The sequence below is a fragment of the Cellulophaga sp. RHA19 genome, assembly GCF_002813425.1.
In the GTDB taxonomy this organism is placed as follows: Bacteria; Bacteroidota; Bacteroidia; order Flavobacteriales; family Flavobacteriaceae; genus Cellulophaga.
Window position 1 is genome coordinate 2558958 of sequence record NZ_PHUL01000001.1, and the last position, 25918, is coordinate 2584875.

Below are 25918 nucleotides of genomic sequence, written 5' to 3' on the forward strand. Positions count from 1 at the left end.
AATTAATTTAAGGTTTCATTTTTATTTACAGTCCAAGCCTCTGGCTTAGCAGCAAATAATATTTTGGTTTTTGCCCAAACACCAGTAAATAAATCTGAGTGTCTGTACACATCTAAAGCATTTTCATTATCCCAATAACTATAAGTAAAAAATATAGTTGGGTTATTTTTATCTTGGTATAATTCTAAAAAATTACAACCATCAAAATTTCTAATTAAATGCTTAGACTCATTAAATATGTTTTCAAAGCTAACAATATTTTCAGTTTTAAACGTCAATTTTACAATGCGTACTATCATTTATAAAAAATTAATGGTTATTGTGTCTCTATAATCTAACCCTAATAGGGTAGATGCGCCACCAACTGTAGTTAAATTACTTTTATAAATAGCAAGTTCTAAAAATTGAGATGAATTGAACAAAGCTAACAAGTCACCAGGACCATTACGTCTATTTTTTTCAACCTCATAATTAATAATATCGCTATACTTATTGTGTATTGTTTTTAAAACCTTGCCGCGTACTCTAACCTCATAATCTCTACCGTTTTTATAAGCGTCAAATAAGTTTTTCTGAATATTACTTACCACATTGCCATAGTTATCTATATAAACAATGTTGCCTATAATAGTTTTGCCACCGTCTATAAGTTGTGGTACAAAATCTTTAAAAGTTTTTAAATTATCAAACGGTTTGCCAACAACTTCCATTTTTCCGCCACGTGCCAAGTGGCAAGCAGCTTTTACAAACACATCATAAGTTGGGAAAGACCCATCTTTAGTGTCTGGTATATTAATAGAAACTATTTTTTCTGGTTTAACTTCAGAAGTTATTAAACAAACAACACCGTTGTTTGCACTAATAAAATAATGTCCGTCTACGTAAGTAATTATATGCTCGTTTTCTCTTGTTAACTCGGCATCTACGCCAACAATATGTACTGTTCCTTTTGGGAACGTTTTATATGAGTTTTTAAGAATATAGGCACATTCCTGTATATTAAATGGGTTTATGCTATGAGAAATATCAACAATGGTAGCATTTTCAACCTCGCTGAAGATTGCTCCTTTAAGTGCGCCAACAAAATGGTCTTTGTATCCAAAATCAGTAGTTAGTGTTAGTATTGTCATTTATGACTGTTGATATGTTTTTTACCGTGGTGCAGTGATTTTGATTAAATTTGTTATACAAAATTACATAAAAAATAGCCAACTAAAATTTATATTTACGTCCTAACCTTTTAATACATTTTTTCATTTGAACGAAATCATAATTGAACTCACAGAAATAAGTCCCAGAGAATTTTTTGGGCATCAAAATGCGCATATAGATTTATTGAAAAAATACTTTCCTAAACTGAAGATTGTTGCTCGTGGTAGTAAAATTAAAGCCTACGGAGATGATGAGCATTTAGAAGAATTTGATAAGCGTTTAGCAATGCTTATGACACATTTTGCTAAGTATAATAAAATAGACGAAAATGTTATAGAAAGAGTCTTTACTAGCAATAGTCAAGACGACTATGCTACAAAAGTAAGTAGCGGAGACGTTCTGGTACACGGAGTTAGTGGTAGGCTAATAAAAGCACAAACCGCAAACCAGCGTAAACTGGTAGAAGCTGCTAAAAACCACGATATGGTTTTTGCTATAGGACCAGCTGGTACTGGTAAAACTTATACTGGTGTAGCATTGGCTGTTAAAGCGCTAAAAGAAAAACAAGTAAGGCGTATTATTTTAACAAGACCAGCTGTAGAAGCAGGGGAGAACCTAGGTTTTTTACCAGGAGATTTAAAAGAAAAGCTAGACCCTTATATGCAACCTTTATATGATGCTTTGCGTGATATGATACCTGCAGAAAAATTAGCACATTACATAGAAAATGGTACCATACAAATTGCTCCTATGGCATTTATGCGTGGTAGAACATTAGATAATGCCTTTGTTATTTTAGATGAAGCACAGAATACAACACACGCCCAAATGAAAATGTTTTTAACACGTATGGGTAAAAATGCAAAGTTTTTATTAACAGGAGACCCAGGGCAGATAGATTTGCCACGTAGGGTAATTTCTGGATTAAAAGAAGCTTTACTAGTGCTGGGCAATGTAGAAGGTATAAAAATTATTTACCTTGATGATAAAGACGTTGTAAGGCATAAATTGGTTAAAAAAGTTATAGAAGCATACAAAAATATAGAGCATCAAAATTAAAATGTACTAATGAATACAATTACAGATACCAATTTTAAATTTCCTAAACAAGTAGACGTTTATAAGGGTAAGGTTAGAGAAGTATATCGTTTAGAGGATGATATTATGGTAATGGTAGCAACAGATAGGCTTTCTGCTTTTGACGTAGTTATGCCAAAAGGAATACCGTATAAAGGGCAAATTCTAAACCAGATTGCCACAAAAATGATGAATGATACAGCAGATATTGTTCCTAACTGGTTGCTGCAAACACCAGATGCTAACGTTGCTATTGGTCACGCTTGCGAGCCTTTTAAGGTAGAAATGGTAATACGTGGGTATATGTCTGGGCACGCAGCTCGCGAGTATAAAGCTGGTAAACGTATGCTTTGTGGTGTTGCAATGGCAGATGGCTTAAAGGAGAACGATAAATTTCCTACGCCAATTATTACGCCAGCGACAAAGGCAGAAATGGGAGACCATGATGAAGATATTTCTAGGGAAGATATTATTAAGCGAGGTATAGTATCTGAGGAAGATTACAAACAGCTTGAAGAATATACGTTTGCTTTATTTAAAAGAGGAACAGAGATAGCAGCTAAACGCGGTTTAATTTTGGTAGATACCAAATATGAGTTTGGAAAAACTAAGGATGGTAAAATTGTATTAATTGATGAAATACATACGCCAGATTCTTCTCGTTATTTTTATGCAGATGGTTATGCAGAACGTCAAGAAAAAGGAGAGGCACAAAAACAATTATCTAAGGAGTTTGTACGCCAATGGTTAATTAGTAATAATTTTCAAGGATTAGAGGGACAAACACTACCAGAAATGACAGATGAATATATAGCATCTGTATCTGAGAGATATATAGAATTATATGAGAATATTACAGGTGAAACATTTGTAAAAGCAGATATAACAGATATACAAAACCGTATAGAAACTAATGTTTTAGCTTGTTTAAAAACATTATAGTACTGTGAAATATTTATAAAAAAGACCGCTATTTTATAGCGGTCTTTTTTATTTTTATACTTCTAAATTTTCTATAATAGATTTTAATTGCCCAGGTTTAATAGGCTTAATAATATATCCATTAATTTCAGATACATTATTAGCACGTTCTATATCTACAGGGTCAACAGACGAAGAAACCATATAAACAGTAATTTTTTTATCTAGTTTGGGTTTAAATTTTGCATATTCTTCCATAAACTGAAAACCGTCCATAATTGGCATATTGTTGTCTAGGAAGATTACATCTGGTAATTCATAATTATTTTCAAGATTGTCTAGCATAAAATCTTTTGCTTCTTCTCCATCAGAAAAAACCATAATTTTTTTTGCTAAGCCTAAGGCTTTTATTGTTTTTACTATTGTAAATTGATAGATGTCATCATCATCAATAATACAGATGTTAAAATGGTTTTTCATAATTATTTTAGTTTAGGGTTACTATAAAAATTGTTCCTTTATTTACTTCACTTTTAGCAGTTATAGTGCCTCCAAGAGACTCTATTTGTACTTTGGTCATAAATAAACCAATTCCTTTTGCCTGCGGATGTCTGTGAAATACTTTGTTAAGACCAAATAATTTGTGTCCGTGTCTTTTTAGGTCTATGCCTAAGCCATTATCTTCTACGGTTAGTGTTATTCTGTCTTTAACTAATTGTGTTTGTATGTGTATTACAGGGTCACGATCTGGTGACTTGTATTTTAATGCATTACTAATTAAGTTTAAAAAAATACTTTCTAAATATAACTGACTATATAATACAGACGGAATTATAGAAAAATCACTTATTATAGTAGCGTTGGTTTTTTGAATTTCACCAGTTAGTATTTCTTTAGTTTTGTCTAAAATGGTTTCAAACTTTAATTTTTTTAGTTCTGTAGGCGCTCCGTTAGATGTTTTTAAAGCTTCAACAAGTGTGTCTAAGGTTTCTGTTAAGTGTCCTATAACTATCTCAAACTTACTAAATACCTCTGCTTTGTCTTCTTCATCTGTAGCACTGTTATAAAAGCCTAAAAGTGAATTTAAATTGCTAACAGGAGCTCTTAAATTATGCGATGTAATATGTGCAAAATCTGCTAGTTGTCTATTTTTATTTAATAGATTATCTGTTAAAACCTCTAATCTTTCTTTGGCTTTAGTTATTTTATATTCATTATGTTTTTGTTCTGTAATATCTCTAATAGCTACAGATATAAGTAAGCCTTCTTCTGTCTCTAAAGGGGATAAACTTATCTGAATAGGAATTTTTTCTTTTAGTTTATTAACAGCAAAGTACTCTTCACTACCTTCTATTTTGTTTGTTTTTGCACTCGTAAAAAAATTATTATTATTTGTTTCATATCTGTGCATAAACTTTTCAGGTATAAAAAGTTTTACAGGCTTATGATATAATTCTGCAGATGGGTAGCCAAATAATTTTTCTGCCTGTTTATTGCTAATTTGTATAACTCCATTCTCATCAATAATTAACATGGCATCAGGAGCAGATTCTAAAAGACCTCTAAATTTAATTTCGGCCATTCGTAACTGTGTTACATCTTGGCAGGTGCCCATCATTTCAATAGGTTCTCCTAACTCGTTAGTAATAAGTTCTCCTAATAAATGTACTGTTTTTGTTGTGCCGTCTTCTAAAACAATGCGGTGTAATACATCAGTAAACTTATTTACCTTTACTGTGTCATCTATAAAGTTAGAAACTTTTTCTCTATCTTCTGGATGTATATGGTTAAAGTATATTTCAAAGGGTATTGTTGGGTATAATATAGCATCTCTGCCAAAAATATTATACATATTTGTAGACCAATTAATTTCGTTGGTAATCATATTCCAACTCCAATTACCAATCATTGTAATTTGTTCTGCGTAGTTTAGGAGTTGATTCTTTTTTATGAGTTCATTTTCAGCGTTTTTTCTTTCTGTTATATCATAAAAAATTCCTAGAATTCCTAGGTGTTCATCTAACTCATTTCTTAGCGGAGTTAAGGAAAGTTCTACAGGAAATAATGTTCCATTTTTTTTACGAAAAGTCCATTCTCTTGTGTCTTTAATATTTTGTAATGCTAACTCGTAAAATGGATTAAAATTATCCATATACTCTTTATTATACTTTGCAGCAAATTCTTCACTTAACGATTTTACTTCGTTTTCTAATAAAATAGAAGTAGGGGCAAGATTTCCAATAACTTCTTGTGCTTTAAAGCCTAATAGATTTTCTGCTCCAGAATTAAAATGCCTTACATTGCCTTCTTTATCTATAGATACTATTGATACAGCACTTGAGTTAATAATTGATTTTAATTCACTATTTACAGAATGTAATTGAAGCTCTGTCTTTTTAATTTCGGTAATTTCCTGAAAAATACCATAAACACGGGTTATGACTCCATTCTCTATATCAGCTAAGCCAATTTTACGAGCCCATATTTTTTTACCTTTTACGGTTTCTAGAGCAACTTCTTCATCAAAACTAATACCACTATTAATTAAGTTGGACATTAATTCTGTTACTTTTTTTCTATGTTTTTTGTCTTTAAATAATGTAATTGTTTCTTTTAGATTTATTACTTCTCTATTTTCTAAATCAAGAATCTCACAAGTAATTTTGTCTAGTTTATAATTTTTTGTGTCTAAATTTAATTCCCATATACCAATACGAGCTACATTATTAATACGATCTAGTGTATTTTTAATTTTAGGATTATTTTCAATAGCCTTATGCATTATATTTTTTTTATAAACTTTGTAAGCGAAAATGTTGCTTTGGTAGGGGGGTACAACATTCTAAAAATAACCATTTTATTGAAATTATTGAGCCTTGTTACTAATAAATGTTCATATTGTTTATTTGTTTTCGATAAAAGACTACTTTAAGTTGTTAAATAGTAGTTGTTTATATTTATTTTGAAAGATTATAATTACAGATAAATCAAATTATACTTGAAAAAAATGAAAAATACTAAGGAGTTTTATATATAAAACTCCTTATTTTTAGATTGTAAAATAATACAATTAATTAAAAAAAAGTTACATATACTATAAGTTTAGAAAGTATTTAGTAATTTTATCACTTAGTAATCAGCTAATTATAGCAAATAACTCAGTTTATGCAATGTCCTTGTACACCAACACAGCTTTATAAAAATTGTTGTGAAAAAGCTCATTTAGACATCACTAAGGTACAAACAGCAGAACAGTTAATGCGTTCTAGATATAGTGCTTTTGTGCTTGCAAATATTGATTATTTGCAAAAAAGTCACCATAGTAAAACACGACCAGGAAAGAGAGGGAGAAAAGAAATTAAAGATTGGACAAACTCTGTTCATTGGATTAAGTTATCTGTTCTAGATACAGATAAAGGTGCTAAACACAATACTACAGGTAAGGTAGAGTTTAAAGCTTATTATATGGAAGATTCTAATATTATAATTTTACACGAAATTTCTAACTTTAGTAAAGAAAATGGACATTGGGTTTATGTAGATGGTAACTAAGTTAAACTAGTTTTTGTTTTTTAACACCACGCAATATTTTTTGAATATCTAAATTATCTTTTTGAGGTATCAAATAGTTCTCTATATCTTCATTATTTTTAATAGTTTCTGTTTTATCAATAAAGCCATAGCCCATATATGTGCCATTTTTTAGTAAAACAAAAGCTTCTTCTTCTTCGGTGCGGCCTTTTTCTTTTAAAATCGTTAACTCGGCTACATCTTTAATGTGTTGTATAGCAAGGGTAACCCTTTGGTTGTAAGCTTCAGGAGCTTCATTGTCTCTACAAATGCCATTACAAGAACTAATTTTATGGTGGTTACAGGCGGCTACACCCTCCTGAAGGTGACAGTATTTAGGACATAAATTAAATAAAAAACACAGTTCTTCTACATAAGCTCTGCATTGCCTTATATTAGAAAATATTTTTAAAGGATTAGGACTAGATTTTAAGGTATTATATGCCAAATGCATTATTCCTTTACGGTCTGTGTAACTAAAAACAGCATAGTTTTTTAGGTTTCTTTTAGCTAATTGGTTGTACTCTGGGTAGTGTTGTTTTATAGCAGCATCTTCCATTAATAATGCTAGCAATTCGCTACCAGATAGTTCAAAATCTATATCTGCAGTCTCCCTACACATATCTAAAGATTTTTGTGTTTTACTGTAAAAATGAGAAAGTACTCTTTTTTTTAAGTCTATTGCTTTACCAATGTAGATAATTTTTCCCTTCTTGTTTTTAAAGTAATAAATACCAGGTGTATTGGGTATTTTATTAAAAACCTCTGTAGGTAGGTGAGAAGGTAAAGCACCTTCTTTAGATGTTTTTTTAAGGAAACTATTAAAAACAGTTTCTGCATCATCTTGTGCTAGCAAAATTTTAAAAAGTGTAACGGTAGCTTCTGCATCGCCTCTTGCTCTGTGCCTGCCCTCTATAGTAATGTTTAGGTCTTTAGATATTTTTCCTAAGCTATAAGACTTATGGCCAGGTATAAGTTTTCTGGACAAACGAATTGTACACAGTTTTTTACGTCTAAAATCTTTATCTATAGCCTTAAACTCATTGCGTATTACATTGTAGTCAAAATTTACATTATGAGCTACAAATATGGTATCCTCGGTAATATCTAACACTTGTTGAGCAATTTCTGCAAAAGTAGGCGCATTGGCAACCATTGCATTATCTATACCTGTAAGTGTAGTAATGTAATAAGGTATTACAGATTCTGGGTTTACTAAAGAGGTAAACTCGTCTACAACTTTTTTGCCATCAAACTTAAAAATAGAAATTTCTGTAATTCTATTAGTTTGTCCGGTAGTTTCTACATCAATAATAGTATACATCATTATAGCGACTTTTCTAATGCTTTTAATTCTACACCAAGCGTATTAAACATTGTAATTATACTGCTTATTTTAAGCTCTTCCTCTGTGTATTCTTGTGTGTTAATACTACAGGTAAATTCCCATATTTCTAATATTTCATCAATAGATACATCATAAGCTTGGTAATCACTATTGTCAGATACTAACTTTAGGGTGTTGTTTTCTTCAATTTGGTTGTATACTCTTTTGTAGACCATACCGTCGTTAAGTGTAACTAAAACATACGTTTTTCCACTTATAATATCTCTTCTGTCTTCAATAAATTTACCAATAACAAAAGCTCCATTTTTCATAGGTAACATAGAGTCTCCTTTTATAGGAAAAGCTCTGTGCTTGCCTGTTGGTAAAAAAGGAAGTTTAATTTTAGACAATTGCTCTATATACTCAGGATCATCATAACCTGCTAAATAACCTGCAGAGGCAGCTACAGGAACAATTTCTATGAGATTGTCATTGTCTACATCTACTGTAATAGGAAAAAGAACACGTTGGTTGCCAATCTCTATAAAAGATGCATCTGCAGCTTTACTTAGGTCGTTACGAACAAGAATATCTATAGGTAATTTAAAATAATCAGATAATTGTATAAGAGTTTCTATGGTAGGTGCAGAGCGGCCTTCTTCATAAGAACTTACACGGGCTCTTGTAATACCTAAGTTTTTAGCTAAACCCTCTTGTGTAGCACCTTTTAAGCTTCTTAAATGGCGAATATTTGTAGCAATAAAAATCATAATGCTACAAATGTAAACAATAATTGCAATTAATTGTAGCTAAAAAATGTAACTTGTATTTTTATTTATACTCAATTTATTGTACTTATTTGCTTATAAGCTGTTTACGTAGATCTAAAACTAATTTATTGTTGTTTTGTTTACTTTATTTTTTATTTTTTTTAATAAATAAAGTCCTAATACACCACCTAAAGCAGAAACCAAACAGTTAATTATAAATAAACTATTATTAAATGTACCATATTGCATTATAGACCAGGCATCAAAGCCTAGTCTGCCAAAAGATTTAATTAAAAACACGCTACCAAAAACACCAATTAGAGTATTTCCTGTAAAACCAAAAGAGTATTTTTTATAAAAAAAAGCAGTTAGGTTTGCAGCTATTATACCTATGATAATACTAATTAAAGAAATTAATGTTCCCGTCATACTAATAATTTATTTTAGTGTCCGTAATCCATTTTATCTATTTTGCCTCCCATTAATCTTTTTTGTACAATTAAATATACAAAAAGAAGTATAAAGCCAATTATTCCCCAGTTTAAGGCTACAGATAATCCATATTCAGGTGCGGCTGTATTGTATATTGTTAAAGGCTCATTAACAGTATTAATAGAAGGTAAAATTACAGGAAATAACGATGCTAATGAAGATGTTATTCCGCCTAAAACAATTAGACTAGATAATATAAAACTATAAATATCTTTCTTTATTTTTTTGATAAAAAACAAGCCAATTAATCCAGTTAAATATATAATTGGAAATAATATTAAATATGGTTTGTCTACAAAATTATTTAAAGAACTAGGATTAACTATTTGCCATACAATTAAAGAAAATACAGTAAGTACAGCAAGTACAATGTTTAACTTAAAAACAATACCTTTAAGCTTGTTATTTATTGATGAATTTGTTTTTAAAATAATCCAATTAGCACCGTGTATAGCAAGTGTAACCACAGATATTATACCTATAATTAGTGTAAACCAATCTATAATACCTGGTGTTTTACTTAACGGACTAAAAGTGCTGTCCCATAATGGTAAGAAAAAATAATGGCCTTCATGAGCAGAAACACCATTTTCTACACTGCCTAAATTTACGCCTCTAACAATATTACCAAGTGCAATGCCAAAGAAAAGGGCTAATAGCAAACTAGAAACACCAAAAGATTTGTCCCAAATATCCTTCCACATTTGGTAATTAAATTGACCTCTAAACTCTAATCCAATTGCTCTAAAAATAATAAGCCATAGTACTATTATTAATGGTAAATAAAAGCCACTAAAAACTGAGGCATAAAATGTAGGGAAAGCCATAAAAAGCATACCACCAGCAGCAACCAGCCAAACCTCATTAGAGTCCCAGAATAGTCCTGCAGATTTTGTAATAACCTCTTTGTCTTTTTCTTTTTTGGCAAAGAATAAATGAATTATCCCTGCACCAAAATCATAGCCATCCAAAATAAAAAATACAGCTAAAACAATAGCTATTGTAATATACCAAAATACTTCCATAGTTTAATGTGTTTTAGGTTCTGGACCTTGGTTAATAGTTTTTCCCACTAGGACTAAAAACAATAATCCAAGTAGCATATATAAGGCAACAAAACCAAGTAAGGTAAATAAGGTATTACCAGATGATACAGTAGGGGATACACCTTCGCTAGTTCTTAATAAACCATATACTAAATAGGGCTGTCTTCCTAATTCTGCCGTATACCAACCTGTTAGATTTGCAATGTATGGGAACGGAACTAAAAACATAATTGTCCATAACAATGGTTTAATTTTATATATTTTTTTTCGCCATAAAAAGAAAGCAGATAAAAGCATAACACCAATAAATATAGTACCTAAACCAACCATTATATGGTAAGAGTAATAGAGTGCAGGTATATTATCTGGTAATTCTTCTTTTTTAAACTGGTCCATTCCTGGTATTTGTTTATCCCAGTCTTGATGGGTTAAAAAACTTAATACATTGGGTACGGCAATTTTATTGTCTAATTTTTTTTCAACCATATTTGGTTGCCCAACTAAAACAATTTCTGCCCCAGCTTCTTCAGTTTCAAAAATACCTTCCATAGCAGCAAAAGATGCTGGTTGGTATTCTGCAACGTTTTTAGCATTCCAATCTCCGGTAGGGAAAGCAACTAATATGCTAGAAATTAAACCAAAAATAACTCCTGTTTTTAAAAACAGTTTTCCGTATTCAGTTTGTTTGTTTCTTAAAACATAAAAAGCACCTATACTGGCAACAACAAAAGAAGATGTTACAACGGATGCTAGTTGATTGTGTAAAAAAGCAGGTAGTAGCCAAGGATTGCTAAACAAGGCAGAAAAATTATTTAAAACAAATTTTCCGTTTTCTAATACCTCGTACCCAACTGGGTGCTGCATCCACGCATTGGTAGCTAAAATAAACCAACCGCTTGCCCAGGACCCTAGAAACACTAAAAAACCAGTTAAAAAGTGTAATTTTTGACCCATTAGTTTTTCACCAAAAATAAATAATGCCAAAAAAGACGATTCTAAAAAGAAAGAGAACATACCTTCCATTGCTAAGGTCTGACCAATAACACTACCTGTAAGCTCAGAAAACTTTGCCCAATTGGTGCCAAACTGAAACTCCATAGGAATACCAGTTATAACTCCCATTGTAAAGTTGACAGCAAAAATTTTCATTAAAAATTTTGCCGCGTTATTATATTTTTCAATGTTGTTTCTAAGATATTTCCATTTAAAAAAAACAATTAATAATGATAAGCCCATTGTTAATTGCGGAAATATGTAGTGAAAAGTGATAGTAAAAGCAAATTGCAATCTATCATAAAAGATCATGTCTTCCATATCCTGGGTTTTAGACCATAAAAATACGACACAAACGTTAAACGCTATGTAACTTTAGTAACAAAAAGAGCTTTAAAAAAAGTTTTTTTGGGGGTAAGCTGGTTTGTTATTTTTTCTGTAAAATGAAGAACAATTCGTTACCGCTTCTAGGTTTTATAGAGTTATAAGCAGTATCCATTATTTTGATATTAAAGTGTGGTTTAAAAAGCATTATATATTCTTCTTTATTACCGCCAAAAGGAGGATGCGTGCTGTTTAGTGGAATGTTAAATAAGAGTCCTGCAATTTTACCATTTGTGTTTAAAAGGTTAAATGCCTTTTCTACGTATTTATTACGTAGGCTTGGAGATATTGCACAAAAGAAGGTTTGTTCTATAATAAGATCAAAGGTTATATTTAAATCAAAAAAATTAGAGTGAATAAGATGTGAAGAAGGAAATGTTGGAACTCTAGATTTTATATTTTGAAGCGCTGTTTTAGATAAGTCTACAACATACACATTTTTAAAACCTTTGCTGTGTAGGTATTCTGCCTCATAACTATTACCACCGCCAGGAATTAAAATGTGTAAATCTTTGTTGGTTAATTGATTAAAGTAAGATTTTAGAGGAGGAGATACTTCTCCTAAATCCCAGCCAATATCACTTGTTTTATATCTATTATCCCAAAAATCTTCATCTAAAATCATTAATTAGCCGTTGTAATTATAGAAATAAGTTCATTTTTTTGAAGCACTCCAGATTGTCTCCAAATTTGTTTTCCGTTTTTAAAAAGTAACATTGTAGGTACGCCTTTTACTTGGTATTTGGCTGCTAATGTTTGGTTTTTGTCTACATCTATCTTAATAATAGAGACCTTGTCTTTTAAACTATCTTTTACATCTTTTAAAATAGGACTCATTGTTTTGCAAGGCCCACACCATTCTGCATAAAAATCTACTAAAACAGGTGTATCTTTATTTATTAATTCTGAAAACTTGCTCATAATTATTCTATTTTTTAATCTAAACTTTAATTATATCCTAAAATACCACCTTTTAAGTCGTATATTTTGGTAAAACCAACGCTAGCTAATTTATTTGCAGATTTACGACTTCTACTACCGCTTCTACAATAAATGTATATAGCTTCATCTCTATTTAGATTATCAAAATTAGACATAAAATCTCTAGAGAAAAAATCTATATTTATAGCATTCTTAATGTGTCCGTTTTTATATTCATTAGGTGTTCTTACATCTATTAGTTGCACATTTGTATGCTCTATTTTATTTTTAAACTCGGTAGAATTTAGTATTGTAATGGCCTTGTTTGTGTTTGCTTTAGATCCAAATAGGTATGTTAATATAGACATAGTTAAAAATTTGCAGTTACATAAAATACAATAGTAAAATTATAAAATGCTATGCTTTTTGTAAGTAACTTAGGTTACAAAGTTTAGATTGAGTTTTAAACTATGCGCATTTAAAGTGGTCTATTTAAAACAATAGGGAATAAAAAAAGCGACTTAGTAGAAACTAAATCGCTTTTATTGTAGCGAGAACGAGAGTTGAACTCGTGACCTCCGGGTTATGAATCCGACGCTCTAACCAACTGAGCTACCTCGCCAGGTGTTTTTTTTAACGGGTGCAAATATATGTATCTTTTTTCTGTTTATCAAAATTTATTTTGATAAAAATATTATAGCTATTTTAGTTTTTTTATCATACAGAAATATATATATTGCCTTTTCTAAACATTACGAGAATGAGTGATAAAATTAACTATGAGCTAGAGTTTGTGATACAGTCCTCACCACAAATGCTTTACCAATATATATCTACACCATCTGGCTTATCAGAATGGTTTGCAGACAACGTTAACTCAAGAGGAGAGAAATTTACTTTTATTTGGGACGGATCTGAAGAAGTTGCTAATTTACTAAAGAAAAAAAGCGACGAATTTATTCGTTTTGCTTGGGAAGATGATGATGACGATTGTTATTTTGAACTTCGCATTAAAGTAGACGACATTACTTCAGATGTATCTTTATTTATTTCTGACTTTGCAGAAGAAGATGAAGTAGAAGAAGGGAAGTTATTATGGACAAATCAAATTTCTAGTTTAAAACAAGTCTTAGGATCTGCCTAGAAATTATGAAATAAACAATATCTTTGGCCTTGAATTTTTTTCAAGGCTTTTTTTATGATAAATTTTAACGGAGAATTAGTAGAAAACAACACTTTATTTTTAAATGAAGAAAACAGGGGATTACGTTATGGTGATTCACTTTTTGAAAGCATACGTGTTGTAAACGGAAAAATTTATTTTTGGGAAGATCATTACCTGCGTTTAATGGCGTCTATGCGTATTTTACGTATGGAAATTCCAATGAACTTTACAATGGAATATCTAGAAGAGCAAATTCTAGAAACTATTAATGCAGATAACCTACAAAATAATGCTGTGCGTATACGCCTTACTGTTTTTAGAAACAATGGAGGTTTATATTTGCCAACTACTAATAATGTAAGCTTTATTATAGAGACTAAAGTATTGGAAAATGCTTTTTATATACATTCTGATGAAGCTTATGAGGTAGAGCTATTTAAAGACCATTATGTAAACTCTGGTTTGTTATCTACATTAAAATCTAACAATAAAATTATAAACGTTTTAGGCAGCATCTACGCTAAGGAAAATGGTTACAGCAACTGTTTGCTGCTAAATAACCAAAAACAAGTTGTAGAGGCTTTAAATGGTAATTTATTCTTAGTTAAAGGAGATACAATAAAAACACCACCATTAAAAGATGGTTGTTTAAACGGTATTACAAGAAAAAAACTAATTGCTAGTTTAGAAAAATTAGAAAATTACAGTTTAGAAGAAGCTTCTATATCTCCCTTTGAATTGCAAAAAGCAGACGAATTATTTGTAACCAATGTAATAACAGGGATACAGTCTATAACAAAATACAGAAAAAAGGAATTTACAAATACAGTAGCTAAAGATTTGCTAGGTAAGTTAAATGCAGTAGCTAGACTGTCTTAATTTAAGGCAGGATTTTCTGGTGCGTTAGACCAAAGCAGATAATCACCTCCTAATTGGTCCATTTTTTCTTTCCAAAGGTTGTTGGTGCATTTTTCTAAAATTAAGCTTTTATGTTCGTTTGTAGCAATAATCCAAGATTTAGAAGTTAACTCATAATCTAACTGCATAGAATCCCAACCAGAGTAACCTAGAAAAAAACGAATGTCTTTTTGGGTAATAGTATTATCGTTTATTAAACCTACTATTTTTTGAAAATCACCACCCCAAAAAATACCATTAGATATTTCTATACTGCCCTCTATAAGGTGCGGCACTTTATGTATAAAGTATAAATTGTCTTGCTCTACAGGTCCACCATTATATACTCTAAATGACGGTTTTATACCTTCAACAAGGTCGTTAATAGTATATTCTAAGGGTTTATTAAGAATAAAACCCACAGATCCGTCTGTATTGTGTTCTGCTAATAAAACAATAGATCTGTTAAATGAAACATCACCAGTTAGTGATGGTTCTGCTATGAGAAGGTTTCCCTTTTTTGGTTGATTAATGGTCATATAGTGGGGTTTGTACGATTAAATTAAATAAATTTTACGAGATATAAAAGATAACTACAAAAAAAAAGCGCTTCTACGTATAGAAGCGCTTTTTATATATTAAAATGTAAAGCTTAGTTTACAGAGTTGCTTAACTCAGTACCTGCTTTAAATTTAACAACGTTTTTAGCTGCAATTTTGATAGTTTTTCCAGTTTGTGGGTTTCTACCGTCTCTTGCTTCTCTTCTAGTTACAGACCAAGATCCAAAACCTACTAAAGAAACTCTACCACCTTTTTTAAGTGATCCTTCTACGTTTCCTAAAAAAGACTCTAATGCTTTCTTTGCTGCTGCTTTAGTGATGCCAGCGTCAGCTGCCATAGCATCGATTAATTCTGTTTTGTTCATAATTAAATTAAATTAATTGTTGTTTTTAATAACTTATATTCTTCTAACAAATTTATATGGATTTAGCGTTAACACAAGTAAATCGCTAGGAAATGCATCATTTTGTTAATAACTAAGACCGTTTGTTAATAAAGTAGGGCTTTTTCTACGACTTTTTCTGTTAAAAATGGGCTTAGCTAGTCTAAATATGCGGTTTCTTTTAATTGTAAACCGTTTAAAACATCGCTAGTTTTCATTCTTCGCTTACCAGAAAGTTGTATTTCTAGTAGTTTTAGGTAGCCATTAGGTACAGCAACTTTTATTGTTTTTTTATCAAAAATTAATTTTCCCGGTTTTAAATTGTGAGCTTCTTCTTCTAATTCTGTAGCGTAAATTTTTAAATCAGTTTTGTTGTCATCATTATATAAGGTTGTCCAAGCTGCCGGGTAAGGACTAAGTCCTCTTATTAGATTGTAGGTTTTTGTGGCATCAGCTGTCCAGTCTATTTTACAAGTGTCTTTGTGTATTTTGTAAGCTAACTTTAAATTACTATGATCTTCTTGTTTTTTAGTAGTTACATTTCCTTTTTCAATTAGTTCTACGGTTTCTATAACAAGTTCTGCCCCTAAATGCATTAATCTGTCGTGTAAAGTACCTGCATTTTCTGTAGAAGAGATGTTTGTTTTTTTATGAAGAATAGTTTCTCCTGTATCAATCTTATCATCAATAAAAAAAGTAGTAGCACCTGTTTCTGTTTCTCCGTTTATAATAGCCCAGTTAATAGGAGCAGCACCACGGTATTGTGGTAATAAAGAAGCATGCAGGTTAAATGTACCGTATTTAGGCATTTGCCAAACTACTTTGGGTAACATTCTAAAAGCAACCACAATTTGCAGGTTAGCATCTAATGCTTTTAGTTCTGCTACAAAATCTGGATTTTTTAAGTTTGTTGGTTGTAATATATTAAGGTTGTTTTTTTCTGCATATTGTTTTACGGCAGAAGTGTGTATTTTTCTGCCACGACCCGCTGGCTTGTCTGGAGCAGTAATAACACCAACTACGTTATATTTATGTTGTACTAAACTATCTAAAATGGTAACGGCAAAGTCTGGCGTTCCCATAAAAACAATGCGTAAATTGCTCATATTATTGTAGGGTATATTTATTTTGTGTGTTTATATCTATTTTTTGATCTTCTAGTAAAGACTGCAGTGTTTCTAAAACAACTTCTTGTTTATAGGGTAGTAGTTGTATTAACTCTCTAGAGCTTAAATTAGTAGATTTTAATTTTGTGATTATTTCTGTAGAAACAAGATCTATAATACTACTATTGGTAGATGGGCCTTTGCTTAGGCAAACATCACACTTACCACACCTTTTCTTTTTTTCTCCAAAATAAGCAAGGAGTTGTACGTTTCTGCAAATGCTATCATTATTAATGTATTGTAGTATTGCTTCTATATTATTTACCTTAACTTGTTGTAGCTCTTTTACTTTTTTAGAGAACGAATTAATAGTTTGGTCATCTTCTCTAGGTACAAGAAAAGTTATTTCTAAATCGCTATTTTGAGCAGTGTAATTAATTATTTCATCTTTTTGTAATTTTTCTAACGCTTGTAAAATAGTGTTTTCATCAATATTTATTTTATTAGATAAAAGTGCTGTGTTAATTTTTATTGGAAACTCAAAAATACCACCATATGTTCTTAGTAGGGTTTGTATAATTGGCACTAGTTTATGGTGTGTACTTAAATATTGATTTAAAGTTGGTTTTGTTGCTGTAAATTGTACAGTTGCCTGCTTGTTATAATTTTCTGTTAATGTTAATACAGAATGCTGATCTAAAACTTTTAGAGCATTATATGTTAACATTCCTTTTAACTTATAGGTGTTGCAAAAATTATTAAAATTTAGTTGAAACGTTTCCTGAGTATCTTCACCATAAGATATCTGGAAATAATTATTTAACTTATTGTACAATAATTTTAAAAACTTAACATCTGGTAAAACACTTAAAAACTGTTGTTTTACTTGGTTTTCATCTTCTTTGTTTAAAATTAAAACGGCGCTAGACTCTTGTTGGTCTCTACCGGCTCTACCAGCTTCTTGGTAGTAGTTTTCTATACTATCTGGAATTTGATAATGCACAACCAAACGCACATCTGGTTTATCTATACCCATACCAAAAGCATTGGTTGCTACAATAATTTTAGTTTTGTTTTTAAGCCAATTTGTGAGTAATGTTTTTTTGTCTTTTTTGGGTACTCCTCCGTGAAAAAATGTAGTAGAAAAACCGTTTGTGTTAAGGTAGTTAGATATTTGTTCTGCCAAACGTCTTGTTCTAACGTATACTATTGCACTGTTGTTACTGTCTTTACAAAGTTGTTTTAATTGATAAAGTTTATCCTCTGTCCATATAACCTTGTAGGTAATATTATCTCTAGAAAAAGAATCTTTTATAATTAAGGAGTCTCTAAATTGAAGATTTTCTACAATGTCTGATGCTACTTTTTTTGTAGCTGTAGCGGTTAAAGCAATTACAGGTACAATAGGAAAAATATCTCTTAAAACACTACAGTTTTGGTAAGCAGGTCTAAAATCGTTTCCCCATTGAGATATACAGTGAGCCTCATCAATAGCAATAAGGTTTACATTCATTTGTAATAGGCGTTCTTTAACCAAATCTTGTTGTAAGCGTTCTGGAGATAAGTATAAAAACTTATAATTACCAAAAACACAATTGTCTAAAAGGTTATTTACCTCCTCAAAAGAAATACCGCCAGTAAGTGCTAAAGCTTTTATGCCTTTTTCTTTAAGACTATTTACTTGGTCTTCAATTAAAGCAATTAAAGGAGACACAACTATACAAATGCCTTCTTGTAAAAGAGCAGGTACTTGGTAGCATACAGATTTTCCTCCGCCAGTAGGTAATAAAGCTAAAACATCTTTTTGCTCTAAAACAGTAGTAATAATTTTTTCTTGCGAGCCTCTAAAGCTGGCATAGCCCCAGTATTGTTGTAAAATATCTTGCGGACTTTTATGCACTAGCTAATGTTTAAAGTATTTAAAATAAAGTTAGTACGTTCCTCTACAGTTCCGGTAGGTACAATAATAGGTGTGTAGCCATAATCTCTATATGTTTGGTCTAGTAGACTGTGCAGCCGTTTTGCCTCATCAAAATCCTCATACCTTTCATTGTCATTAGAATGTATTTCTTCCCACGGTGGAAAAATAAAAATAACATCGTACTTTGTATTTGTACATGCTTGGTTGTAGTTTTCTCCATATTTAATGTCTGTGCCGTTTAAGTAGGCAACAACATCTGGTACGCCACGATCTAGAAAAACAATATCTTTTTCTAAGCTATTAGCGTTATGGTATTGATTTACACGTCCTTCTAATAATTTATCGCTAAAAAGCAAAGGATTGGTTAAAAAAAGCTGTGTAATACCTTCTTCTCTGGCAGCCAAGGTAACATCTCTAGATATCTCGTGTAAACAAGTGTACCCAAGAGCATCAATCTTATTAATAACTGTTGTTTTTCCTGTACTAGGACCGCCTGTAATAACTATTTTTTTTGGTTTCAATATACTAGATTAAAGTAACAAAGATAACTAAAATAGGAACTACACAAAAAGTAGTATAAAATATAGCATTACATTATCTTTGTAAAAAATAAAGTATGAATACAGATAACCCAGAAGAATTTTACGCAAGGCTAAAAGAGCAACTAGAGTTAAATAACAGTTGGCCATTTAATTACCTGTATAAATTTATTATTCCTACAGATGAAGAAAAGTTTAAGCAAATAGAACAGATTTTTAATAATACAGGAGCAGTTATAGAGTCTAAAAAGTCTAAAAACGGCAAATATACAAGTGTTTCTATTACTGTAAATATGAAAAATCCGGATGCTGTTATTGCTAAATATGTAGAAGTTGGTAAGGTAAAAGGAGTAATATCTTTATAAAACTACCCATAAATGGTGTTTGTTTTATTTATTTTAGTACTTTGCAGAACATAAGCGTATAACTTCACGTTTAGAATATAAATTAGCATAAATCTTTTTTAGTTTGAATTTAGTAGAAAACTTACAGTATAATACTGAGCGTGATCAGCTCATTATTCCAGAATATGGTCGTCATTTTCAAAAAATGGTAGACTACGCCGTATCTATAGAAGATGCAGAGGAGCGTAATAAAGTAGCTAAGGCTATTATTAGCGTAATGGGTAATTTGCAGCCTCATCTTAGAGATGTACCAGATTTTCAGCACAAACTTTGGGATCAGCTATTTATAATGTCAGATTTTAAATTAGATGTAGAATCTCCTTTTCCTATTACAACAAAGGAAATGTTGCAAGAACGTCCAGAGCCATTAGATTATCCTCAAAATTTTCCAAAATACAGGTTTTACGGTAATAACATTAAACGTATGATTGATGTTGCTGTAGAGTGGGAAAAAGGTGATATGAGAGATGGTTTAGAGTATGCAATTGCAAACCATATGAAAAAATGTTACTTAAACTGGAATAAAGATGTTGTAGATGATACAGCTATTTTTAAACATTTATATGAGTTGAGTGACGGAAGAATAGATTTAGCTGCAAAAAATGAAGTACTTACTGATAGTGGTCAGTTTTTAAAGAACAAAGTAGCAAAATCTAACACGAGATATACAAACTCAAAAAACAATCAAAGAAATAACAACAACCGAGGTAAAAAACGGTACTAAATAATAGAATCTTAAATGGGGACATTTAAAATTGAAGGCGGTCAACGTCTACAAGGAGAAATTACTCCGCAAGGAGCTAAAAACGAAGCTTTACAAATACTTTGCGCGGTGTTACTTACACCAGAGGAAGTGCAAATAAATAATATACCAGACATTGTAGATGTTAATAAACTTATAGCTTTATTGGAAGATTTGGGTGTAAAAATTCAAAAAAGAGGTAAAGGTTCTTATACGTTTAAAGCAGATGATGTAAACCTAGACTACTTACAGTCAGACCAGTTTAAAGAAGATGGTCGTGGTTTGCGTGGGTCTATAATGCTAGTAGGTCCACTATTAGCACGTTTTGGTAAGGGATATATTCCTAAACCAGGAGGGGATAAAATTGGGCGTCGTAGATTAGATACTCATTTTGAGGGCTTTATTAACCTAGGAGCAAAGTTTAGATACAATAAAGAAGAATACTTTTATGGTGTAGAAGCAGATAAGCTAAAAGGAACATATATGCTTTTAGATGAAGCTTCTGTAACTGGTACAGCAAACATAGTAATGGCAGCTGTTTTAGCAGAGGGTACAACTACTATATATAATGCAGCTTGTGAACCGTATTTGCAGCAATTGTGTAAAATGCTTAACCGTATGGGGGCAAAAATCACAGGTGTAGGTTCTAACCTTTTAGTAATTGAAGGAGTAGATGCACTAGGTGGCACAGAGCACAGAATGTTGCCAGATATGATAGAAATTGGTAGTTGGATTGGTCTTGCAGCTATGACAAAAAGTGAACTTACAATTAAAAATGTAAGTTGGGACGATTTGGGACAAATACCTACTGTTTTTAGAAAATTAGGTATTACACTAGAGCGTAAAGGAGATGATATTTATATACCAGAGCATAAAGATGGTTACGAGATTCAGAACTACATAGATGGTTCTATCTTAACAATATCCGATGCGCCTTGGCCAGGATTAACACCAGACTTATTAAGTATTATTTTGGTTGTTGCTACACAGGCAAGAGGAGAAGTTTTAATACATCAAAAAATGTTTGAGAGTCGCTTATTTTTTGTAGATAAGTTACTAGATATGGGGGCAAAAGTTATTTTGTGTGATCCGCACAGAGCAACAATAATTGGGCACGACTTTAAATCTACGTTAAAGGCTACAACTATGGTATCTCCAGATATTAGAGCCGGTGTATCTTTGTTAATTGCAGCATTATCTGCAAAAGGAACATCTACAATACACAATATAGAACAAATAGACAGAGGTTACGAAAATATAGACGAGCGTTTAAGAGCTATAGGAGCAAAAATTACACGAGTATAATTTTTATTATAACCACATAGTAGTACTTTGTATAGTATTATAAATAGTCCAACCTAGTAAGAATGTAATTATAACTATTCTTACTAGGTTTTGTTTTGCTATACTTTTTCTTATTTCTTCAGAAGAATCTACTCCTGCTATTATTTTACCGTGTTTTGGTTCTATAATTACAATGTGCTGAAACCACATAAAAGCAATACATAAAACGCTAACTATTGTATACATATTTTGTCTGTCTATAAGTTGTAAAACAGAGGTAATTAGGTGTCCTGGAGTTAGTATAATAGCAAATATAAATATACGGTCCCTACCAGAATGATACCATTTTATTAGTTCTTCTCTTGAATAAAACATTAAAGAAGGATAAACTATAAGCTGTAGCATACTAAATACAATTACAGCACAAAATTCAAACACTAATCTAAGTATGTCTATCATTTACACTTATTTTAAATGCAGTAGTCTTAAAAAAAGGAATACTGTTAAAATTTAAACGAAAATAAAAGATACTCAAAAAAAACAGAATAACAATTGTAATAGAAATATAATGCTACCTACTATTTGTTATACACTCCAAAAAGAGCTTCTAGTTTTTCTTTTCTATAGTTAAAAATTTCTTCAAGTTTTGGTTTAACTAAAAATGGCTGAACTAGTTGTCCTAAAATTCCAAACGGAACCTTGTAGTCTATGATATCTTCCATTTCTACGCCACCATCTATCTCTTTTATAAAATGTTTATGGTGCCATAACGCATACGGACCAAAACGTTGCTCATCTACAAAATATTTGTTCTCTACCATATGGGTAATTTCTGTAACCCATTTGGTTTTTATACCTAAAACAGGAGTAACAATATATTGTATTATTTGTCCTTGATACATTGGCCTGTCTGCACCAGATAATATAATAAATCCCATATAGTCTGGAGTTATTGTTTTTAAATTTTCTGGTTTTGATAAAAACTCCCAAGCCTGTTCTACGCTTATAGGAAGTTTTTGTTTTTTATGTAGTGTGTAAATCTTCATACTTAGTTATAAATTAAGATATAAGCGTTTAAAGATGTTGCTATAAACAGCCAAATTATGTAGGGTAAAAGTAAAAGTGATTTATATTTTAAAACGTTTTTGTATTTAGTTGATATATAAAGTATTAAAAAAGTTAAAGCTGTAATTATAACAAGGCCAATACTAATATTATGTTGATTAAAAAAAGCAAAGTTCCAACCTACGTTTAAAAACCACTGAATAACAAATAAGAAGATAAACTTAAAATTTTTACTAAGTTTTGCTAAAATTCCCAAGTAGATAGAAAAACAAACCATAATGATTGTCCAAGCTGCACCAAAAACCCATCCTGGAGGCGTCCAAGGAGCTTTATTTAGTTGTAAATACCAATTAGATTGTGCACCATTATCCATTAATAAAACACCTAGTGCAAGCGCACCAAAGTTTAGTACTAAAAATAGAATAATGTATTTAGCTAGTTTCATTGGTTTTTTTCATTAATAAAGCAATTTTATCTTGTATAGCTTCTGCTTCTGCAAATTTGGCATCACTAGCTCCACGGTTACTGGTAGAAAGAGCGTGGTACTCTTTCATTAATTGCTGATATTGCTTTTGTAGCTTTTCTATGGGTGATTTCTTTTTAAATAATCCAAACATAATTTATGGTGTTAAATGCTTTGTTATTTTTTTACTAAGCGGATTTGTAGTAGAGTAGTAGTAGTCTACAAATTTGCCTTCTTCGTCTACCAAATACTTTTGGAAATTCCATTTTACAGAGGTGCTAGAGTTTCCGTTTAATTCTTTTTTAGTTAACCAAGCGTATAAAGGGTGTTGTTGATCTCCTTTTACATTTAACTTTTCGGTCATTAAAAAAGTGACGCCATAGTTTCTCTGACAAAAAGTTTTTATTTCCTCTTCAGTTCCAGATTCTTGACTTCCAAATTGGTTACAAGGAGCGCCAATTATCATTAAATTATCTTTGTAAGTATCATAAAGCTTCTGTAGTTCTTCATACTGACCTGTGAATCCACATTTAGAAGCAACATTTACAAAAAGTATCTTTTTACCCTTAAAGTCAGATAAATTAATAGGTTTGCCCTCTAAACCAGTTACTTTAATATCGTAAATACTTGTTTTAGGTTCTGCTTTTTGCTTGGACGCACAAGAAGAAAATATAGTAAGTAATGTAATCATAGCTAATTGTTTCATTTATAATTTAAAATTTACAATTCCGCAATCTACTTCTAAAATTTGACCAGAAATGCTTCTTGCTTTTTCACTAATTAGAAAGCTAGCCATATGTGCTACATCTGTAGGATCTAAAAAACGCTTTAAAGGATGTCTGTCCTTAATGTTTTCTATCATTTTATCATTACGAAGTAACTTAGCTGCTAAATCTGTATTTGTAACTGTAGGTGCTATGGCGTTTACACGCACTGTAGGTGCTAATTCAGCTCCTAAAGACTTAACAAGGCCTTCTACACCAGATTTTGATGTTGCAACACTAGCATGGTAAGGCATTCCTAATTTTGTAGCTACAGTACTAAATAGTGTAATAGATGGTGCATTTCCCTTTTTTACAGTGTTTAAATAATGCTTGATTGTTTTTACTGCACCAATAACATTAATTTCAAAATCTTGCTTAAAGTCTTCTATGCTTAAGCGTCCTATGGGTTTTAAATTGATGCTCCCGGGACAATAAATAAGGTTGTCTACAGTCTCTAATTCTGGTAAATTGTCTGTAAGCACATCACAGGTGTAATGTTTAAGATTTTGATGTTCTAATTCTGGCGCAGTTCTGCTAATTACAACAACTTTATGGGTAGCAATAAGTTCTTTTGTAATAGCAAAACCTATTCCTTTGCTACCACCAATAATAACGGTAGTTTTCATCAATAATTATTTAAATTTGAGCAAAGGTATACCTGTTGGACAAGTAAAATTTGCCAATTATTTGTAGATATTTACGGGTGTTTTATGGTAACAACACTATGGTAGCGGCTGCATATTTAGCCTTTTTTCTACTTTACGTTTAATTGCAGTAAGGCGCTTCATTAAATCCATAATCTCTTCGTCCTTATTTTCTTTGTAAATAGTATTAAGCTCAAGAATAAGGGATTTAGCTTCGCGAGAAATTTCTACTCTTTCGCTGTTAGATAATGACTTCATCTTTCTCTTCTCAAACTCTAATGCTCTATCTATAATCTCCATATTGTTAATGTTTTAAATAGTTTTGTATTTCTGTTATTTTGGTAGCGTTATTAAACTCGCCACCGTAAAAAGCTGTTACTGTGGTAGAGGTGTCATCCTTTACACCTCTAGATGCTACACATAAATGTTTTGCATCTATTATAACAGCAACGTCTTCTGTTTTTAATATTTTTTGAAGCTCTACACCAATTTGGTTGGTTAAGCGCTCTTGTACTTGTGGTCTTTTAGCATAGTATTGTACAATTCTGTTTAATTTAGACAACCCTATTACGTTACCAGATGATTTGTAGGCAACATGCGCTTTACCTATAATTGGAACAAAATGGTGCTCACAATTAGAGTAAAAAGTAATGTTTTTTTCAACAAGTATTTGGTTATATTGGTATTTATTTTCAAATAAAGCAATTTTTGGCTTATTTTTTGGGTTTAAACCACAAAATATTTCATCAATATACATTTTTGCAACACGTTTTGGTGTTCCTTGCAGAGAATCATCTGTTAAATCTAATCCCATAACATCCATAATTTGCCCAAAAAGGTTTTCTATTTTTTCCTTTTTTTGCTCATCGGATAACGCAAAAGCATCTGATTTTAAGGGAGTTTCTAAACCTGTAAACAGGTGGTCATCTCCAATATCCTCTACAGAAACCTTATCTGTTGTACTCATTAAATTTATAGTATCTATACTCATTATAATTTATAAAATTATTTTTACAATAAACCACTTATTATTTAGATAAAACAGTTTGTTTAATATCTTTTGCTTATAGTGTTATTGGTAATTTGTTTTTGCCTGCTACATTTAAAACGTCCGCTAACAAAAGTTCTAAGTTTTGCGTGCTTGGTTTTGCGCCCTTGCACTCTTTTACGCCACATTTTAAAACTGCTAGGTTTCATTTCTGTGCGCATAATTGTTATTACTTCTTTTTCAGACAAGCCAAACTGATGTTTTATAGCATCAAAAGTAGTTCTGTCTTCCCAAGCCATTTCAATTACACGGTCTATTTGTAGTGTGGTTAAACTCATTT

34 protein-coding genes and 1 tRNA gene are annotated in these 25918 nt (G+C 31.2%); 8 read left to right on the top strand and 27 right to left on the bottom strand.

The genetic code is table 11. From position 1 onward, the window contains the following. Nucleotides 1-2: 2 nt before the first annotated feature. Both AX016_RS11265 and AX016_RS11270 read right to left on the bottom strand, forming a co-directional pair. A complete protein-coding gene (locus AX016_RS11265) occupies nucleotides 3-299 on the bottom strand; it encodes a putative quinol monooxygenase (RefSeq protein WP_100895704.1) in 297 nt (98 codons plus the stop codon). Beyond that, nucleotides 300-1130, bottom strand: coding sequence for an SAM hydrolase/SAM-dependent halogenase family protein (locus AX016_RS11270; RefSeq protein ID WP_100895705.1), 831 nt, complete (start codon nucleotides 1128-1130; stop codon nucleotides 300-302). It lies immediately after the preceding gene. Between the two features lie 127 nt (nucleotides 1131-1257). On the opposite strand from AX016_RS11270, the gene AX016_RS11275 reads away from it, so the two are divergent. Beyond that, complete coding sequence (locus tag AX016_RS11275; RefSeq protein ID WP_100895706.1) at nucleotides 1258-2211, top strand: PhoH family protein; 954 nt, start codon at nucleotides 1258-1260, stop codon at nucleotides 2209-2211. A gap of 9 nt (nucleotides 2212-2220) precedes the next feature. Next, nucleotides 2221-3171 carry a phosphoribosylaminoimidazolesuccinocarboxamide synthase gene (locus tag AX016_RS11280; protein ID WP_100895707.1) on the top strand — a complete coding sequence of 317 codons (951 nt, stop codon included), beginning with the start codon at nucleotides 2221-2223 and terminating at the stop codon, nucleotides 3169-3171. A gap of 54 nt (nucleotides 3172-3225) precedes the next feature. Here the strand turns inward: AX016_RS11280 and AX016_RS11285 are convergent, their stop codons facing one another. Both AX016_RS11285 and AX016_RS11290 read right to left on the bottom strand, forming a co-directional pair. After that, on the bottom strand, nucleotides 3226-3630 hold the full coding sequence (locus AX016_RS11285) for a response regulator (RefSeq protein WP_100895708.1): 405 nt from the start codon (nucleotides 3628-3630) through the stop codon (nucleotides 3226-3228). Between the two features lie 7 nt (nucleotides 3631-3637). After that, nucleotides 3638-5932 (bottom strand): PAS domain-containing sensor histidine kinase, encoded by a 2295-nt coding sequence (locus AX016_RS11290; protein WP_100895709.1) that lies wholly within the window; start codon nucleotides 5930-5932, stop codon nucleotides 3638-3640. Nucleotides 5933-6315: 383 nt separating this feature from the next. Between AX016_RS11290 and AX016_RS11295 the strand changes: the two genes are divergently transcribed. Then, nucleotides 6316-6702 carry a YchJ family protein gene (locus tag AX016_RS11295; protein WP_100895710.1) on the top strand — a complete coding sequence of 129 codons (387 nt, stop codon included), beginning with the start codon at nucleotides 6316-6318 and terminating at the stop codon, nucleotides 6700-6702. 1 nt (nucleotide 6703) lies between these two features. On the opposite strand, the gene AX016_RS11300 is transcribed toward AX016_RS11295, so the two are convergent. The 9 genes from AX016_RS11300 to AX016_RS11340 all read right to left on the bottom strand — a co-directional run bounded on the left by AX016_RS11300 (nucleotide 6704) and on the right by AX016_RS11340 (nucleotide 13275). Further along, the gene (locus tag AX016_RS11300; RefSeq protein ID WP_100895711.1) at nucleotides 6704-8047 is read right to left on the bottom strand and encodes an exonuclease domain-containing protein; all 1344 of its coding nucleotides are present in this window, start codon (nucleotides 8045-8047) and stop codon (nucleotides 6704-6706) included. Beyond that, entirely contained in the window at nucleotides 8047-8817 is a 771-nt protein-coding gene (locus AX016_RS11305) for an XRE family transcriptional regulator (RefSeq protein ID WP_100895712.1), read from the bottom strand. The genes AX016_RS11300 and AX016_RS11305 overlap by 1 nt, the downstream gene beginning before the upstream one ends. Before the next feature lie 120 nt (nucleotides 8818-8937). Further along, nucleotides 8938-9246, bottom strand: coding sequence for a hypothetical protein (locus AX016_RS11310; RefSeq protein WP_100895713.1), 309 nt, complete (start codon nucleotides 9244-9246; stop codon nucleotides 8938-8940). Nucleotides 9247-9260: 14 nt separating this feature from the next. Beyond that, nucleotides 9261-10334: a cytochrome d ubiquinol oxidase subunit II gene (gene cydB, locus AX016_RS11315; RefSeq protein WP_100895714.1), complete on the bottom strand. Its 1074-nt coding sequence runs from the start codon at nucleotides 10332-10334 to the stop codon at nucleotides 9261-9263. Nucleotides 10335-10337: 3 nt separating this feature from the next. After that, entirely contained in the window at nucleotides 10338-11669 is a 1332-nt protein-coding gene (locus AX016_RS11320; RefSeq protein WP_100895715.1) for a cytochrome ubiquinol oxidase subunit I, read from the bottom strand. Between the two features lie 106 nt (nucleotides 11670-11775). Beyond that, nucleotides 11776-12357 (bottom strand): methyltransferase domain-containing protein, encoded by a 582-nt coding sequence (locus AX016_RS11325; RefSeq protein ID WP_100895716.1) that lies wholly within the window; start codon nucleotides 12355-12357, stop codon nucleotides 11776-11778. Next, on the bottom strand, nucleotides 12357-12653 hold the full coding sequence (trxA, locus tag AX016_RS11330; RefSeq protein ID WP_100895717.1) for a thioredoxin: 297 nt from the start codon (nucleotides 12651-12653) through the stop codon (nucleotides 12357-12359). The genes AX016_RS11325 and trxA overlap by 1 nt, the downstream gene beginning before the upstream one ends. A 26-nt stretch (nucleotides 12654-12679) precedes the next feature. Next, nucleotides 12680-13021 (bottom strand): rhodanese-like domain-containing protein, encoded by a 342-nt coding sequence (locus tag AX016_RS11335; protein ID WP_100895718.1) that lies wholly within the window; start codon nucleotides 13019-13021, stop codon nucleotides 12680-12682. 180 nt (nucleotides 13022-13201) lie between these two features. Beyond that, nucleotides 13202-13275, bottom strand: a tRNA-Met gene (locus AX016_RS11340). A 138-nt stretch (nucleotides 13276-13413) separates the two neighbouring features. On the opposite strand from AX016_RS11340, the gene AX016_RS11345 reads away from it, so the two are divergent. Both AX016_RS11345 and AX016_RS11350 read left to right on the top strand, forming a co-directional pair. After that, on the top strand, nucleotides 13414-13797 hold the full coding sequence (locus tag AX016_RS11345; RefSeq protein WP_013622743.1) for an START-like domain-containing protein: 384 nt from the start codon (nucleotides 13414-13416) through the stop codon (nucleotides 13795-13797). Nucleotides 13798-13851: 54 nt separating this feature from the next. Continuing rightward, nucleotides 13852-14697, top strand: a complete 846-nt coding sequence (locus AX016_RS11350) for an aminotransferase class IV (protein WP_100895719.1) — start codon at nucleotides 13852-13854, stop codon at nucleotides 14695-14697. Here the strand turns inward: AX016_RS11350 and AX016_RS11355 are convergent. The 5 genes from AX016_RS11355 to AX016_RS11375 form a co-directional block, all read right to left on the bottom strand. Further along, entirely contained in the window at nucleotides 14694-15254 is a 561-nt protein-coding gene (locus tag AX016_RS11355; protein WP_100895720.1) for a YqgE/AlgH family protein, read from the bottom strand. The genes AX016_RS11350 and AX016_RS11355 overlap by 4 nt on opposite strands. Before the next feature lie 113 nt (nucleotides 15255-15367). Continuing rightward, nucleotides 15368-15640, bottom strand: a complete 273-nt coding sequence (locus AX016_RS11360) for an HU family DNA-binding protein (protein WP_072302490.1) — start codon at nucleotides 15638-15640, stop codon at nucleotides 15368-15370. A gap of 176 nt (nucleotides 15641-15816) precedes the next feature. Further along, the gene (fmt, locus tag AX016_RS11365; protein WP_100895721.1) at nucleotides 15817-16764 is read right to left on the bottom strand and encodes a methionyl-tRNA formyltransferase; all 948 of its coding nucleotides are present in this window, start codon (nucleotides 16762-16764) and stop codon (nucleotides 15817-15819) included. 1 nt (nucleotide 16765) lies between these two features. Next, on the bottom strand, nucleotides 16766-18664 hold the full coding sequence (locus AX016_RS11370) for a RecQ family ATP-dependent DNA helicase (protein ID WP_100895722.1): 1899 nt from the start codon (nucleotides 18662-18664) through the stop codon (nucleotides 16766-16768). Then, nucleotides 18664-19206 (bottom strand): AAA family ATPase, encoded by a 543-nt coding sequence (locus AX016_RS11375; protein WP_100895723.1) that lies wholly within the window; start codon nucleotides 19204-19206, stop codon nucleotides 18664-18666. Before AX016_RS11375 ends, AX016_RS11370 begins: the two co-directional genes overlap by 1 nt. Before the next feature lie 95 nt (nucleotides 19207-19301). On the opposite strand from AX016_RS11375, the gene AX016_RS11380 reads away from it, so the two are divergent. The 3 genes from AX016_RS11380 to murA all read left to right on the top strand — a co-directional run bounded on the left by AX016_RS11380 (nucleotide 19302) and on the right by murA (nucleotide 21675). Next, nucleotides 19302-19589 carry a DUF493 family protein gene (locus AX016_RS11380; protein WP_100895724.1) on the top strand — a complete coding sequence of 96 codons (288 nt, stop codon included), beginning with the start codon at nucleotides 19302-19304 and terminating at the stop codon, nucleotides 19587-19589. Between the two features lie 103 nt (nucleotides 19590-19692). Then, nucleotides 19693-20352: a DUF4290 domain-containing protein gene (locus tag AX016_RS11385; RefSeq protein WP_100895725.1), complete on the top strand. Its 660-nt coding sequence runs from the start codon at nucleotides 19693-19695 to the stop codon at nucleotides 20350-20352. Nucleotides 20353-20367: 15 nt separating this feature from the next. Continuing rightward, nucleotides 20368-21675, top strand: coding sequence for a UDP-N-acetylglucosamine 1-carboxyvinyltransferase (gene murA, locus AX016_RS11390; RefSeq protein WP_100895726.1), 1308 nt, complete (start codon nucleotides 20368-20370; stop codon nucleotides 21673-21675). Nucleotides 21676-21681: 6 nt separating this feature from the next. On the opposite strand, the gene AX016_RS11395 is transcribed toward murA, so the two are convergent. From AX016_RS11395 to AX016_RS11435, 9 genes are all read right to left on the bottom strand, one after another. After that, nucleotides 21682-22113 carry a hypothetical protein gene (locus tag AX016_RS11395; protein WP_100895727.1) on the bottom strand — a complete coding sequence of 144 codons (432 nt, stop codon included), beginning with the start codon at nucleotides 22111-22113 and terminating at the stop codon, nucleotides 21682-21684. Between the two features lie 119 nt (nucleotides 22114-22232). Further along, complete coding sequence (locus AX016_RS11400; RefSeq protein ID WP_100895728.1) at nucleotides 22233-22700, bottom strand: SRPBCC family protein; 468 nt, start codon at nucleotides 22698-22700, stop codon at nucleotides 22233-22235. A 2-nt stretch (nucleotides 22701-22702) separates the two neighbouring features. After that, nucleotides 22703-23164 carry a TspO/MBR family protein gene (locus AX016_RS11405; RefSeq protein ID WP_100895729.1) on the bottom strand — a complete coding sequence of 154 codons (462 nt, stop codon included), beginning with the start codon at nucleotides 23162-23164 and terminating at the stop codon, nucleotides 22703-22705. Further along, nucleotides 23151-23336, bottom strand: a complete 186-nt coding sequence (locus tag AX016_RS11410) for a Lacal_2735 family protein (RefSeq protein WP_100895730.1) — start codon at nucleotides 23334-23336, stop codon at nucleotides 23151-23153. The genes AX016_RS11405 and AX016_RS11410 overlap by 14 nt, the downstream gene beginning before the upstream one ends. A 3-nt stretch (nucleotides 23337-23339) precedes the next feature. Beyond that, nucleotides 23340-23873 carry a glutathione peroxidase gene (locus AX016_RS11415; RefSeq protein ID WP_232732619.1) on the bottom strand — a complete coding sequence of 178 codons (534 nt, stop codon included), beginning with the start codon at nucleotides 23871-23873 and terminating at the stop codon, nucleotides 23340-23342. A gap of 15 nt (nucleotides 23874-23888) precedes the next feature. Further along, the gene (locus AX016_RS11420; protein WP_100895732.1) at nucleotides 23889-24572 is read right to left on the bottom strand and encodes an SDR family NAD(P)-dependent oxidoreductase; all 684 of its coding nucleotides are present in this window, start codon (nucleotides 24570-24572) and stop codon (nucleotides 23889-23891) included. 96 nt (nucleotides 24573-24668) lie between these two features. Further along, entirely contained in the window at nucleotides 24669-24890 is a 222-nt protein-coding gene (locus AX016_RS11425; protein WP_100895733.1) for a hypothetical protein, read from the bottom strand. 4 nt (nucleotides 24891-24894) lie between these two features. Then, entirely contained in the window at nucleotides 24895-25581 is a 687-nt protein-coding gene (folE, locus tag AX016_RS11430) for a GTP cyclohydrolase I FolE (RefSeq protein WP_100895734.1), read from the bottom strand. Between the two features lie 59 nt (nucleotides 25582-25640). Next, nucleotides 25641-25916 carry a TIGR03643 family protein gene (locus AX016_RS11435; protein WP_100895735.1) on the bottom strand — a complete coding sequence of 92 codons (276 nt, stop codon included), beginning with the start codon at nucleotides 25914-25916 and terminating at the stop codon, nucleotides 25641-25643. Nucleotides 25917-25918: the final 2 nt, after the last annotated feature.